This is a genomic window from Telluria sp. LT2P80 (genome assembly GCF_059685955.1).
This window is the reverse complement of the sequence record NZ_JCASIO010000004.1, coordinates 398,749-411,768: the sequence shown is the minus strand read 5'-3', so window position 1 is coordinate 411,768 and position 13,020 is coordinate 398,749. Positions and strand designations below refer to the sequence as shown.

Sequence of the window (13,020 nt, the reverse complement as noted above, 5' to 3'; positions counted from 1 at the left end):
CTGCTTTCACCACCCCATTATGACGTCCACTACCCAGCGAACACAGTCCCGACGAAAAGAACACGGCGTGATTAGCCGCCTATTCGGCAAAGTGAACGGCAAGCGCGATATTCTCGTACCGTACTTTAATTTCCATAGGGTATTAAAAGGAGAACTGGAATCGAAAATATTGAAAGAAATTTTTCGATTACGCTACGAAGTTTATTGTCTGGAACGGAATTTTCTAGATGGCAATGATTTTAATTGCGGGATGGAATCGGATGACTTTGATGATTGTTCGATTCACTTCGCTGCGTACACCCTGACCGATGAAATCATCGGCACAGTTCGCCTTGTTCAACCTGGGGTGGACCGGCCTTTTCCATTCGCCTCTCACTGTCAGTCATTCCCTGAATTTGCTCTTCCACATCCCGACCAGGCTGCTGAAATTTCACGCTTGGTCGTGCGCAAGACCTTCCGCCGCCGGCGTGGGGACTCCATGGAAGGCATCTCCCAAGACTTCATGGAAAAAGGCAAGACTGAAAAAATTCAGCCAAGAACAGCAATGCAGCGCGACAAACGCGGAAATAGTCCGTTATTATTGCTCGGCCTTTATCGCGAGATGTTTCGGTACAGTCGACAGAATGATATCAGGTATTGGTATGCGGCAATGGAACGGTCGCTGGCACGCTCACTGGGCAAGATGGGATTCCCATTCAAACCCATTGGGCCACAAGTAGATTACTACGGGCCTGTGACATTGTTCATGGCCGACCTGGATGAATTGAACGAACGTTTACATAGGGAAAATAAATTCCTGGCAGCATGGTTCAATGATGAACCGATTCCCTTTTGGATCATGGCAAAGACTATGGCTAGCAATTTTTTGGAGAGTTACTCCAGAAAAAAATAACTAGGGTCCTCATAGGACAACAATATATTCATGAATAACGGAAAAACGCGTGTCGATCCCGAGGCATTCCTGTCTCGCATAAGTTTTGGGGCACACCAAGAAACCTACGATCACGCAAACAGCCAGATTTTTCGGGCTTATTTAGGCGGGCACAGTACTGCTGCACCAAATGACATCTTCAGGTTGCGTCACCAAGTCTACTGCGTGGAATGCGCATTTCTACCGGTTGAACACTCTGTTGACGGCATGGAGTTGGACGATTACGACAACGACTCTACTCACTTTGCAGCCTATACCATGGAAGAAAAACTGGTGGGCGCGGTCAGGCTAGTTCAACCTGAACGCGGCAGGCCGTATCCATTTGAGTTGCATTGTGAAGTGTTTGATTACTTCAATTTGCCAGAACGCGAAGAGGCTGCTGAAGTATCACGTTTGGTAGTCAAGAAAAGCCACCGCCGCCGGCGTGCCGACAGCGTACTAGGCATCCCGGGGTTTGCGCCAATCCCTGAGCGTGAATTCGATCCAGGTGCTGACCGGCGCGACAATACTTCGCCGATGCTTCTGCTCGGCATGTACCGTGAAATGTATCGCCACAGTCAGGAGGCAGGAATCCGCTACTGGTATGCCGCAATGGAACGCTCGCTAGCGCATGCTCTGAGGAAAATGGGTTTCCGTTTCCAGTCCATCGGACCCGAAGCTGACTATTATGGCTCCGTCACACCTTACATCCTTGACTTGCATGACCTTGGACGAAAGATGATGCACACTAACCCGGAACTGGCCTCGTGGTTCAGCGAAAAAGTTCCGATAGTTGAGCGTCATCATCATTCGCGCATGCATGTGGTGCGCAAGCCTGAGTCAGGCAGCGATATTAATTAACTTGGTGACATGGTTACGGAAGCTGTGGACGACCATGTCCGGCGCCGCTGGAACCGTCATGCCCGCCAACATGTCGTGCATCATTGCCACGGCTAATGCTGCTACTGAGAAACTGCCCACAGCAATTTGCGATGCTGGGCAGACTGTCCCATCTTCCATAATTGTCAGCGCTTTTGAAACTTCTTCCATCACTTGGCGATCCAAATGTGCGCCAATGCGCGCCATGACACGCCCAAATACTTCGGTGTAGCTGAGATTGCCGCTGGCTGCAGCGGCATCGACATCTTTCTGCAAAATTGAAGGCAATGAATTACCGGTATTTGGCGGGAAGTACAAGACGCCTGCTCCAAATCCAATATTCATTGCCGTAAAGATCGGCTTGGCAAGTGCCGCAGCGTTGCCATGCAGCGCCAGTACTGCTGTGAGATCGACAAAGTCGATCGTGTCGAAGATCAAATCGACCTTTGCCACTAGTTCTGCCGCATTGTTGGCGTCAAGCATAGCAACATGTGCTTCGACATTCGCCTCAGGATTGATCCGCAAGATGTGTTTTTTCAGCGCCTCGACTTTTGGCGTACCGATATCTTCGAAATAGAAAAACTGGCGGTTCAGGTTGTGCGCATCAACGACGTCCCCATCAATAAGCACGAAATTCTGGAATCCACTCCGGGCCGCGCAAATTACAGGACCACTACCGAGTCCACAGCCTGCAAACAGGATCCGTTTTGTTCGTATCTGCGCCTGAGTTTCCGCCGTAATGTATCCACTGTTGCGTTTAACAAACTCATCATATTGAAAAGTGGTCATGATTGTTCCGATCGTTGAAATACATTTATGTGCAGACACAATTGTAGTCAGAAAACTCTGAGCACGACAGGCCTGTATTGTGTCGACAAACTTTACACTCAACCTCTAACAGTTGAAGAAAATAATTCTCTAAAGATTTTTTATCTATTAAAATCAATAACTTGCGCTTTCCATCACCTACCTGGCATGCATTGTGCTAAGTAAGGAGTTATCGCAGTCGTACACATCAACCCTCGTGAGGAAACAAAATGAACGTCAAGAAAATTTCGGGAATCGCCGCTGGTATCGCTCTGGCGTTTGGCATGATGGCCCCAGCAAGCGCCGTGACCCTGGTCGCTGGTGACCTGAAAATCACTTTCAACGCTTTCGATGCTGGTACTGTCAATTACGGTAACAGTGTTGGTGAAAAATGTTCGTCGGTTGGTGGTTGCGACAGCGTAGCTGGCATTAAGCAAGCGCCAAAATCATATGGCAGCGAAGACACGTGGGGTATCTTCTCCGTACAAAGTATCACCAGCGTGTCGACCGGCGATTTCATCTTCCGCGGTGGTGAAGACGGCAAATACCTGACCGGTATGTTTGGCGGCATCAAGGATACCTATGTTGAAGTGAGCGGCATCCGCAACCCGTTGACCGCAACTCTGGGTACCGGTGGTTGGCTGAACATGTACCTCACTAACAATAACTACAATGCAAGTTTTGGCCCGAACGGCCGCACCGGTGAAAAAGACTACAACGGCATCACCAATGTCGGTGGTGATTTGGCCTTGTCCGCTGTCTTCGGCGCTGGCGTTATCGGTGGCGATCCAGAATTCACCTACCAGTCGACCTTCCAGAACTCGACCGTCGGCGGCGCTAGCTCCGGCTACCTGGACGTGACTGGTGGTAGCTGGGCAAACCTGTTCAACACCAATTCGCAACTGGACCCGAACGGCAACGCACACGACCTGTATCTGAAAACCACTTACAGCCAAACTGGCGCTTCGCTGGGTGCAGGCTGGACCGTCGATGCTAGCGGCGATGTGCTGGGTGAAGTCGGCGAAGTGCCAGAACCAGGTTCGGTCGCACTGCTTGGCTTGGGCCTGGCCGGTCTGGCTACCCTGCGTCGCCGTCGTCGCGCTTAATAGAACTTTGCAGTATCAAAAAAACGCCTGGCTTGCCAGGCGTTTTTTACGCCAAAATGATTGTCCGTGCAAGGCACGCAGCGCGATTTTCAGTTGCTTGTCCCCAGTCTATACCTTCAAAAAAGGTTCAGGCCAAGGTTAACACAGGCCGTATCAAGCACTATCTGTGATCGATGTCGAGCGTAGGTGGTGTATGGTTTGCGTTGACTGGCTTTGACACAAGAAAAGCCTTATGAAACAAATGGCGCGCGAGCAACACCGGGGGCATACGCAGCCAATTTCCGCGCACATACAATATGAAGCGGGCAGCACCATCAAAGCGCGCAGCGCACTCCGGGTGCAATGGCGACAGCGCGCGCAGGAATAGCGCATCCATCAATGGCAACAACAAGCGCGTCGGGCCAAACGGCGCGGCAGCAGCCAGCGTTGCCGCTGGCACCGGCGTGTCAAAAGTGCAGGTGATGTAACGCAGCGCGTAAAACAACGGGCGCGTCAGTTCCAGCGCATCGGCACGCGCCACGAGACCATCCCAGAACCCTGGCTCGTTGTCAAAATGCAGCGCCAGGCGATGCAGGTCGAACAGGTCGCGCAAGCCTTGGTCAAATTCGCCGCCAAAGAACAGGTGCACGGCGCTGTGCAAGAACATGTCATGTGGACACAACGTATAGACACCCAGCGCGCCCTGCTCACCAGGAATCGGCCGCGCTGCCGCGAGCAGCAGTGCCGGGTTGGGCCGCACCGGTGCTGTTTCGGGCAGGATCGCGTGGTGCACATCGATTGCATTGCCACGGCGCAAATGCACCATTGGCGGCAGCTCGTGCATCCAGGTGCGGTAATAGCGTTCGTCGTAGGCGTCATGGTGGGTGCTGGCCCAGCCATGCAGAATCAGCGCCCCCTCAACCCGATCCAGCCATTCCTTCGGCACGAGGATGTCGATGTCCGAGAACAGACGCCCGCGCCCGGATGGTAGGTCGGCCATTGCATACGCAGCGCCCTTAAGCAAAATTAATGGCAGACCGAGACCGGCCAGGTCGCTGCGAATTCGTCCAACTTCATAGCCGGCGAGGCGCCGGTGACGAAGGGCCACGATACGCGCTGCTTCCAGGTGCTCACGCGGTTTGAGCGGCACATCGTTGAGCAGGCCGTTGTCTTCCAGCAAATAGACAAGGATCGCGCCAACATTGGCACTGTTGGCCTGGCGTAGCAAGCGCTCCCAGCCAGGCAGGTCGAGAAAGCGAACCCGGCCCGGCGTCGCCAGGACCTCGACCAGCAGCGATGAGGCAGGCGACATCATGGCCTCACTCCCGCCAGACGGTCAAACAGGGAAATGGCTTCGTCAAGCTGGCTGTAGATAAATTCGTGACCATCACAATTATCGACCAGATTTGCCAGACAGTCGAAGCCATCTGGCCCGAGCGCGAAATAATTGAACGCGTTGTCGGCCACCTGCATGAATAGCTGGCCCTTGGAAACGGAGGTGAGCGATGTGACGGCCCCTGCTTGATAGCGGGGGAACACGATATGGCGTGCACGCGCTGGCTCGCTGAACCGCACAACACTGTCGGGCGGCGCTTTCAGGTGCGCAATTGTCCCCTTTGTGGTGCCAGGCACCGGCGTACCCAGGAAAGCATCGGGCGCGAAAGCGCGGATGATATCGATCGACGCATTCTTGAGGCTGACCGGACGAGCCAGCGGCACCAGCAGGCCATCGCCACGCCGTACCAGCGTCAGTTCGTCCGAGAGCAAACGCCAGCCACGGCAGACTAGGGCCGCGCACAGCGTGCTTTTGCCGGAACCGGGCGGCGCTGGCAAGACGATGGCGCACCCGTTACGCTCGACGACGGCCCCATGCACGATCAGGTAGCGGTGAGCACGATTGGAAACGCACCAGTTCATGACCCACTCGAACATCGGCCAAGCCTGGGCCAGCGGCAGCGGGGCGAATGGCTGGCGGCCATCGTAATCGAAGCGCACCTGCGGATGCCACCAGCGGCGCAGGCCGGTGGGCTGACGCAGACGCACCTGAAAATCGGCGAAGCCCCCTTCCTCTTCGATCGGATAGTCGTGATACAGAGACCCTATCCCATCGACGACGAGTGAAATATTTGATTGAATACGGCTGACAAAAGGTCCAGTACGCAGTAACAGACCGGGACCGTCAAGACGCCGCACCAGTTCAGCACGGCCCAGATCGGCTACAAGGGACATTGTTCAATGAGATCCAGGCTGGCAAGTTGTCCGAGCAGGTTGGCCACGTCGTCGGACAAGGTCGCATCGTCCACTTCAAAGCGATCGCGCAGCGCCGTCGTCAGGGCCGATTCGGAGAGCGGGCCCGCATCGAGTTGCTCAAGCACGACGAGCGCCTCAGGACTCAGTAGATGGGTGGCGCCAGACAGCGAATTGAACAACACGACTTCATCTTGAAACTGCCGGAAATGCAAGCTTGCATCCCCGGGACGGCGCCAAGACCCGGTGCGGTCACCGGCCGTGGATGGAGACAAGATAATTTCTGACCTCGGTAACGGACCAGTACGTATTGGCGTCTACCTTGAAGTGACCACTTACCTTGAGCTCGCTCCACATGCGCTTGAGCGTAGGTACGTCGAGAACCGGAACGCGATCGGAAATGACATTGAGATAAGCCGCTGCCAGGTGGCAGCCGATTTTATCCCGGTCGTAACTTGCCTTCATCACTGCAAGCAGGCTATCCCTGTAGTACGTTGTTGCAAAACGACGCTCATTGCAGGAGAAGACCTCGGCAAAGCGCTTTGTCTTGTTGCAAGGCCAACCACTCTGGATAAAGCACCACATCGTTGGCGACAAGGGACGGCATCGCTGCTCGGTAGCGATGTTGCTGTTCAGGCCAGCCGATTCGTACGCCGACGGCGACTCGCACACGAAACCGGTTTTGCTGAGCGTGGCGTGACTCTCGAGCGTCCACAACACACCAGCTGCACCCAGGCCTGCCTTGGCCAAGCGACGACGCGTTGCGCCGTGCTTGGGCATCGCTGGCGGTACCGGTGGGGGTAGCTGCTGCGGCTCGTTACCGCTCTGTTGTTGATCATTAGCCACGGATAGTCCTCGATTTCAATTGCGCACGCAGATAAACGAGCAAGATTCGTGCCCAAAAAAGTTCCTGCGGGAATATTTTATAAAAAACAATTACTTAAGTGATACTCAAACTTGCTTTAGTACATTGACTAGCTACACGAGAAATAGTGTGTAAGAATATCCGACAACAGCTTAGAAGAAGCTTTCGGGGATAACAAGAATATCGCCGGGACGCATCATGATATTAGCTGATATATCGCCATCCTTGATCAAGTCATCCAGTCGGACCGTCAATTTTTCTTGCTTGCCATCGACATTGCGAATGATACTGGCCTTGTTGCCTGAGGCAAATTCCGTTACACCACCCACAGCGATCACGACATCCATCACCGACATATCGCGGCGATACGGCAGCGCTTGTGGACGTGCGGCCTGGCCGATCACGCGGATCTGCTCACTGAAGTTACCGACGAAACTCGTGACGATGACGGTGACCACCGGCTGTTGAATGAACTTGGCCAATGCGCCTTCGATATCGCGCGCCAGCTGGGTCGAGGTCTTGCCTGCGGCCGGCAAGTCTTCTACCAATGGCGTCGTGATCTTTCCATCCGGACGAACCGGGACCGACATCGATACTTCAGGGTTACGCCAGACGATGATATTAACGCTGTCGCCAGGACCGATCAGGTAATCCGGATTGATCGGCGCCATGGCAGCACTGCTCGGCGCCACAGGCGTGGCACAGCCGCCAAGGATCAGCATGCAGGCAGCAGCACCAGCGGCTACCAGGTATTTTGTCAGTTTTATCATCGCTTCAGTCCTATTGCACCGCGTGTCCTACTTGCTAAATGGCGTACGGCGCACATCAATAATTGTTATTTCGGCATCATGACCTACGCTATTGTAGCGCAGACCTCGAATGAAACAAGCCATGCACAGTTGAAATACTTTGTTGTTGCGACTTTAAGACGACCGCTTCGCCTACCGTGCCAGTAGTTCTTTTACATGGCGCACGGGGATCGCATAGGTGATCCCGCTCGGCGCCGTGATTGCGGTTTCCTTCAAGCCCTTCACAAACACCATATTGATCACCCCCAGAACCTGTCCGGTGTCGGGGTCATATAGCGGACTGCCACTGTTGCCCGGATAGGCAGTGCCATCGAGCTGATAGATGCTGAAGGCCGTGCGTTGTAATTGGGCCACGGCGCGTGCATCGAGTCGACGCGCACTAAGCGATGGCTGCATGATCGGGGTGACTGCCGCCAGCAGTGCGCGGTGCGTCGCCGGATACAACCCCAACACCATGCCGAGTGGGAATCCGGTGAATGCCAACGCCTGCCCTTCGGCCGCCATGCTCGCCTCGCCCAGTCGCATTGCGGGCAAGGGTGTCCCTTCGAAGCGCAAGTGCGCCAGGTCATGCTGGCGATCAACGCCGATCAACTGGGCCGCGCGAAAACGTACACCGGCGCCATCAGGGATGACAATACCCAGTTGTTCGAGTCTGGCCCCATCAAGCTGGTTCGGCACGACGTGAGCATTTGTGATCACGCTCAGGCCATCGCCGACCACAAACCCCGTACCGCTGAACACGATGGCCGGGCTGCGGGTCTGCATTTGCGTGCCAATGCCCACGATCGAAGGCTTGACCGCTGCCACCGTTTGAACCAGTGTCGCGGCGATTGCGGGCAGACCCATGCTCCAGGCTAGTACCCCTGCTGCCAGCTTCATTCCAATCATTCGACGCATCATCAGGACTTCTTTATGTAGTGTAGTTGCACAATGGAAGCAATCGTACGGACCAATTCGGAATTTAGCCATTATAATAAGAACCTTTGAATTTGAGCAACACGCCTTTCTTCCGGCTTCGTCACGATCCAGCAGCAACGGTTCAAAAAAATACACCAAGCAAGTTCATCAAATGTTTGCGATAATGCAACAATTAAGCGTGCACTAATGAAATTTATTTAAGATTCCCGACCGCTGTTTGCGGATGTGTTGCAAACAGATGGTACCAATTACCCAGAATCGCTGGATTTCCTAACCCTCAATTGCAATTGCTTAGGGTACAAGCGATCATGCACGTTGTTTATTTGTGAGCCTGGTTTTTTAGGAACCGGGACCTGACCGGCGAGACCGATACGATGGCTGAAATTACTTCCCAGATTCTTAACTTATTAAAAGCCATCGGCAAGTACCGCTGGCATGCGGTCATCATCGCCTGGGTAGTGGCGCTGGCCGGGTGGCTGGTCGTCTACACACTCCCCAATCAGTACCAGGCCTCGGCTCGCGTCTATGTCGATACCCAGAGCATTCTCAAGCCGCTGCTCTCCGGCATGACCATGCTGCCCAACCTGGAGCAGCAGGTACTCTTCATGCGCCGCACCCTGATCAGCCGTCCGAACGTGGAACGCGTTGTGCGCGAGGTTGACCTGGACGTCAAAGCGAGCGACGCGAAGGAAATGAACAAGCTGGTCGACGACATGATGGCCAACATCAAGATTGCCGGCACCGAACGCGATGATATCTACACCATCAGCTACACTGGCACCAGCGCGCGCGAAGGTAAGGACGTGGTCCAGGCTTTCCTGACGATCTTCGTCGAAGGCAGCTTTGGCGGCAAGAAGCAGGATTCCGACAAGGCAGTCGAATTCATCGACGACCAGATTCGTAGCTACGAAGAACGCCTGGCCGACGCCGAGAACGCCCTCAAGGAATTCAAGATCAAGAACATCGGCATGTTGCCGAGCCAAGGCGCCGATTACGGCTCGCGCATGATGGCCACCAATGAAGCGCTGAACCAGGCGCGTCTGGAACTGGCTGAGGCAGAACAGGCGCGCAATGCAATTCGCCGTCAGATTTCGGGCGACAACCGCAGCGGCAGCGGCACGCGCGCTGCACCGATCTTCGTCGATCCGGTCATGGACGAACGCATCGCCAACGTCAACAAGACGCTCGACACACTGCGTACCCAGTACACCGAGCAGCATCCCGACATCGTCGCCAATCGCCGCCTGCTTGAGCAGTTGCTGGAACGCCGCGCCGAGGCTGCCAAAAACACCAAACCGAGCCTGGATCCGGGTGCGAGCTACAGCCCGATGCTGCAGCAGTTGACTGTACAATTGTCCGATGCCGAAGCGCGTGTCGCTTCGCTGCAAGCGCGTGTGGCCGAATTCAGTTCGCGTTCCGGTCGCCTGCGCGGCCAGGGCGAGCAGGTGCCCGAGATCGAGGCCCAGTTGGCGCGCCTGAACCGCGACTACGAAGTCAATCGCGAAAACTACCAGAAGCTGGTCGAGCGCCGCGAATCGGCCAAGCTGTCGGGGGACCTGTCGTCGGCTACCGACATGCTCACCTTCCGCGTGATTGACCCGCCAACGGCACCAAATATTCCAAGCGGCCCGAACCGCCTGCGACTGTTCTCGCTGGTCTTTGTCGCCGCCCTCCTCGCCGGCCTGGCCGGTGCGTTCCTGTTGAGCCAGCTGCGTCCGACTTTCCTGAGCCAGGCTGCGCTGCGTGACGTGACGGGTCTGCCGATCCTCGGGTCGGTGAGCATGAACTGGACCGCCGAACAGACCGTGCTGCGCAAGCGCCGTCTGCTCGCCTTGGCCGCCTCGGTGCTGGTGCTGTTCGGCCTGTATGGTGCCGGCGTCGCCGCCATCCTGGTTCGCACGACGATGTAAGGCCGGTTGGCCATCAAGGAGCAAATGTGAGCATTATCGAAAAAGCGGCCAGCCGCATTGACCAGCAGCGCCAGAACGCTGCTCCCACTCCCGCCGCCAGTACCGTGGCGGATCAGAGCGATCCAATCGTCACCAATCCCGAATTCATCCCGGCGCGCCAGGCATCGCAGGATGCCGTCCGTGCGGAACCGGTTCTCACTACGGCCCCGGCGTCCTATGCCTCCCCCGAGGCGCTACTTGCCGGGCGCCAAAGCACCCGCCGCATCGAACTGGACCTGGCACGCATGCGCGAGCTGGGCATGGTGACGGCAGCGGGTGGACGCACCAATTTGCTGGAAGAGTTCCGCATCATCAAGCGCCCGCTGCTCAAGCGCGCCTTTGCTGAACGCGGTACCAAGGAAAATCCGGGCAACCTGATCATGGTGACAAGCTCGCTGCCGGGCGAAGGCAAGACCTACAGCGCGATCAACCTGGCCATGAGCATTGCCATGGAGCTCGATCACACCGTACTGCTGGTCGATGCCGACGTGGCGCGCCCTTCGGTGTTGCGTACACTTGGCCTGCCCGCCCAGCGCGGCCTGATGGACATCCTGCTGGACGACACGCTCGATCTGTCGGACGTCATGTTGCGCACCAACGTCGACACGCTGTCCATTCTGCCGGCCGGCACCAGCACGCCGCGCGCGACCGAACTGCTGGCCAGCTCGACGATGACAGCGATGGTGCACGAGCTGGCGCACCGCTATCCGGACCGCGTGATCATCTTCGACTCGCCGCCCCTGATGCTCACCAGTGAATCGCGCGTGCTGGCCAGCCACATGGGCCAGATCGTCGTGGTGGTAGAAGCCCAGACCACGACCCAGCACGCAGTCAAGGAAGCCCTGCAGCAGCTCGAAGGAATGGCAAACGTCAATCTCCTGTACAACAAGACCAGGGATATTCCTGGCATTGAAGAAACGTATGATTATCACTATGGCTAAAGGGCACGCTGGCCGTGCCATGCCGCGCCTGGCGCCGCTGGCGGCGGCTGCGATGCTGCTGGCCGCATTCCCGGCGCAGGCCGAATGGAGAGTCACGCCGACGCTGCTCGTCAGTGAGATCTGGACGGATAACGTCAACCTGACCGAAGATGCGCTCGCATACAGCGACCTGATCACTCAAGTATCGCCCGGCATTACGGTGCTCAACCGCAGCCGGCGCCTGAAAGTCGAGGCCACCGCACAGTTGCACGCGTTCGCGTACCTGCACGGCAACGACAACCGCGATCGGTCCGACCCTGATGTCATCGGCCAGAACTTCAATACCTCGAATACGCAGCGCACCTACCGTGGCACGCTCAACGGCGAAGTCGTGCGCGACCTGTTCTTCATCGATGCGAACGCCTCGCGTGGGCAGCAGAGTATCTCGGCCTTCGGTCCACGCGCCGGCAACGACATGTACTCGAACCGCAACCGTGCGGATATCGACAGCTGGAGTATCAGCCCCTACCTGACCCATACGTTCGGCAATGTTGCGGCAGGTACACTGCGCTACACGCGTGACTCGGTCGGCGGTGGCGATACCCTCGGTTATCGCGGCACCGGGGGCGACACCATCCAGGCCACGCTCAACAGCGGCCGAGGCTTCCGGACAGTTGGCTGGGGCATCTCGTATCTCAAGCAGGAACTGGGGGGCGCCGAGTATGGCGATTCGTCAACCGAAAACCTGTCAGGCAATCTGCGCTACGTTCTCACCCAGCGCCTGTCGCTGCTGGCCAACGCCGGCTACGACCGTTACCGGTACGAGGGACTCGGCGATGGCGATCAGGGCGCCAACTGGTCACTGGGCTTTGCCTGGTCGCCATCGCTGCGCACCAATGTCCAGGCGACGCTGGGTCGTCACTTCTACGGCACCACCGGCACGCTGTCCGCGCTGCACCGCTCCCGTCACACGACCTGGAATATCAGCTACGACGATGGGATAACCACGTCGCGCCAGCAATTCCTGCTGCCCTCGACCTTCGATACAGCAGGTCTGCTCGACAGCATGTTCACCACGGCCTATCCCGATCCGATCGAGCGCCAACGCATCGTCGCAGCTTACATCCAGGCGAACGGTCTGCCGCCATCGCTGACCGAAAGCGTCAACTACCTGAGTAACCGGTTCCTGCGTCAGAAATCGCTGCGCGCATCGGTGGGATACCGCAGGGGGTTCAGCAACGCCGTGTTCTCGGTATATGCCAACGACCGCAATGCGCTGTCTTCCCAGCAAAGCGACAGTCCGCTTCTGGGCAGCCAGCAAAGCGGCCTGAACGATAATGTGCGACAGAATGGTTTCAACGCTAACTTTTCATACCGTCTCAGTTCGCGCTCCAATTTGACTGCCTCCTACAACTTCGACCAGAGCGAATCCCGCTCGGTCGGTTTTGAAGACCAGCAAAGCACGCTTCGTCTTGGCGTATCACGCCGTTTCGGCGACCTGCTCGGCGCGGTCGACCTGCGCCGTCGCAGCGGCGACGTCGGACGCTGGAACAGCGACCGCAGCGTTATTGGCGGTGGCACCTACACCGAGCACGCCATGGTGGCGACCCTGTCCATGCAGTTCTAAAAAC

Annotated in this window: 13 protein-coding genes; 6 read left to right on the top strand and 7 right to left on the bottom strand. The window is 56.6% G+C overall.

Annotated features, from left to right (window positions below; translation table 11 throughout):
- Nucleotides 1–19 precede the first annotated feature (19 nt).
- Together AC56LW_RS13600 and AC56LW_RS13595 are read left to right on the top strand one after the other, a co-directional pair.
- The gene (locus AC56LW_RS13600; protein ID WP_332531866.1) at nucleotides 20–892 is read left to right on the top strand and encodes a PEP-CTERM/exosortase system-associated acyltransferase; all 873 of its coding nucleotides are present in this window, start codon (nucleotides 20–22) and stop codon (nucleotides 890–892) included.
- A gap of 30 nt (nucleotides 893–922) precedes the next feature.
- A complete protein-coding gene (locus AC56LW_RS13595; protein ID WP_332531865.1) occupies nucleotides 923–1,771 on the top strand; it encodes a PEP-CTERM/exosortase system-associated acyltransferase in 849 nt (282 codons plus the stop codon).
- Here the strand turns inward: AC56LW_RS13595 and AC56LW_RS13590 are convergent.
- Entirely contained in the window at nucleotides 1,751–2,578 is an 828-nt protein-coding gene (locus tag AC56LW_RS13590) for a HesA/MoeB/ThiF family protein (protein WP_332531864.1), read from the bottom strand. The genes AC56LW_RS13595 and AC56LW_RS13590 overlap by 21 nt on opposite strands.
- 248 nt (nucleotides 2,579–2,826) lie before the next feature.
- Between AC56LW_RS13590 and AC56LW_RS13585 the strand changes: the two genes are divergently transcribed.
- Nucleotides 2,827–3,702 carry a PEP-CTERM sorting domain-containing protein gene (locus AC56LW_RS13585; protein ID WP_332531863.1) on the top strand — a complete coding sequence of 292 codons (876 nt, stop codon included), beginning with the start codon at nucleotides 2,827–2,829 and terminating at the stop codon, nucleotides 3,700–3,702.
- 160 nt (nucleotides 3,703–3,862) lie between these two features.
- Here AC56LW_RS13585 and AC56LW_RS13580 read toward each other — a convergent pair whose 3' ends face one another.
- The 6 genes from AC56LW_RS13580 to AC56LW_RS13555 all read right to left on the bottom strand — a co-directional run bounded on the left by AC56LW_RS13580 (nucleotide 3,863) and on the right by AC56LW_RS13555 (nucleotide 8,502).
- Complete coding sequence (locus AC56LW_RS13580) at nucleotides 3,863–4,996, bottom strand: nucleotidyltransferase domain-containing protein (RefSeq protein ID WP_332531862.1); 1,134 nt, start codon at nucleotides 4,994–4,996, stop codon at nucleotides 3,863–3,865.
- Nucleotides 4,993–5,910, bottom strand: a complete 918-nt coding sequence (locus AC56LW_RS13575) for an HprK-related kinase A (RefSeq protein ID WP_332531861.1) — start codon at nucleotides 5,908–5,910, stop codon at nucleotides 4,993–4,995. Before AC56LW_RS13575 ends, AC56LW_RS13580 begins: the two co-directional genes overlap by 4 nt.
- Nucleotides 5,898–6,113: an HPr-rel-A system PqqD family peptide chaperone gene (locus AC56LW_RS13570; RefSeq protein ID WP_332531974.1), complete on the bottom strand. Its 216-nt coding sequence runs from the start codon at nucleotides 6,111–6,113 to the stop codon at nucleotides 5,898–5,900. The genes AC56LW_RS13575 and AC56LW_RS13570 overlap by 13 nt, the downstream gene beginning before the upstream one ends.
- A gap of 67 nt (nucleotides 6,114–6,180) precedes the next feature.
- The gene (locus AC56LW_RS13565) at nucleotides 6,181–6,774 is read right to left on the bottom strand and encodes a hypothetical protein (RefSeq protein ID WP_332531860.1); all 594 of its coding nucleotides are present in this window, start codon (nucleotides 6,772–6,774) and stop codon (nucleotides 6,181–6,183) included.
- Nucleotides 6,775–6,945: 171 nt separating this feature from the next.
- Nucleotides 6,946–7,563, bottom strand: coding sequence for an XrtA/PEP-CTERM system exopolysaccharide export protein (locus AC56LW_RS13560; RefSeq protein ID WP_332531859.1), 618 nt, complete (start codon nucleotides 7,561–7,563; stop codon nucleotides 6,946–6,948).
- Nucleotides 7,564–7,734: 171 nt separating this feature from the next.
- Entirely contained in the window at nucleotides 7,735–8,502 is a 768-nt protein-coding gene (locus tag AC56LW_RS13555; RefSeq protein WP_332531858.1) for a S1 family peptidase, read from the bottom strand.
- A 392-nt stretch (nucleotides 8,503–8,894) separates the two neighbouring features.
- Between AC56LW_RS13555 and AC56LW_RS13550 the strand changes: the two genes are divergently transcribed.
- The 3 genes from AC56LW_RS13550 to AC56LW_RS13540 are packed head-to-tail and all read left to right on the top strand — an operon-like array spanning nucleotide 8,895 to nucleotide 13,016.
- Nucleotides 8,895–10,430: an XrtA system polysaccharide chain length determinant gene (locus tag AC56LW_RS13550; protein ID WP_332531857.1), complete on the top strand. Its 1,536-nt coding sequence runs from the start codon at nucleotides 8,895–8,897 to the stop codon at nucleotides 10,428–10,430.
- Between the two features lie 26 nt (nucleotides 10,431–10,456).
- Complete coding sequence (locus AC56LW_RS13545; RefSeq protein WP_499635034.1) at nucleotides 10,457–11,410, top strand: XrtA-associated tyrosine autokinase; 954 nt, start codon at nucleotides 10,457–10,459, stop codon at nucleotides 11,408–11,410.
- Complete coding sequence (locus tag AC56LW_RS13540; RefSeq protein WP_499635031.1) at nucleotides 11,403–13,016, top strand: TIGR03016 family PEP-CTERM system-associated outer membrane protein; 1,614 nt, start codon at nucleotides 11,403–11,405, stop codon at nucleotides 13,014–13,016. The genes AC56LW_RS13545 and AC56LW_RS13540 overlap by 8 nt, the downstream gene beginning before the upstream one ends.
- Nucleotides 13,017–13,020: the final 4 nt, after the last annotated feature.